The organism is Thalassospira sp. CH_XMU1458 (genome assembly GCF_037027205.1).
GTDB lineage: Bacteria > Pseudomonadota > Alphaproteobacteria > Rhodospirillales > Thalassospiraceae > Thalassospira > Thalassospira tepidiphila.
In genome coordinates, this window is the sequence record NZ_JAYMDW010000012.1 from 1 (window position 1) to 755 (window position 755).

The following is a 755-nucleotide window of genomic DNA, read 5'->3' on the forward strand; positions in this document are numbered from 1 at the left end:
CCGGAAGAGAAAGCTCGTGGTATCACGATCTCGACCGCGCACGTTGAGTATGAGACCGAGAACCGTCACTACGCACACGTCGACTGCCCGGGCCACGCTGACTATGTTAAAAACATGATCACTGGTGCGGCACAGATGGACGGCGGTATCCTCGTCGTTTCGGCTGCTGATGGCCCGATGCCGCAGACCCGTGAGCACATCCTGCTCGCACGTCAGGTTGGTGTTCCGGCTCTCGTCGTCTTCATGAACAAAGTTGACCAGGTCGACGACGAAGAGCTTCTTGAGCTCGTCGAAATGGAAATCCGTGAACTTCTGTCGTCCTACGACTTCCCGGGCGACGATATTCCGATCGTCAAGGGCTCTGCTCTTGCTGCTCTGGAAGGTCGCGATGATGAAATCGGCAAGAACGCAATCATCGAATTGATGAAAGCGGTTGACGACTACATCCCGGCTCCGGATCGTCCGAAAGACAAGCCGTTCCTGATGCCGATTGAAGACGTGTTCTCGATCTCGGGTCGTGGTACGGTTGTAACCGGTCGTGTTGAAACCGGCGTTGTTAAAGTTGGCGAAGAGATTGAAATCGTCGGCATTAAAGACACCGTTAAAACCACCGTTACCGGCGTTGAAATGTTCCGCAAGCTGCTCGACCAGGGCGAAGCTGGCGACAACATTGGCGCGCTGCTGCGTGGTACCAAACGTGAAGACGTCGAACGTGGCCAGGTTCTGGCACACGTTGGCTCGATCACCCCGCACAC

At 55.6% G+C, this 755-nt stretch carries 1 protein-coding gene; it reads left to right on the plus strand.

From position 1 onward, the window contains the following. The coding region (locus WBY09_RS19880) for an elongation factor Tu (protein WP_336233681.1) at nt 1-755 on the plus strand (755 nt) is incomplete at both ends.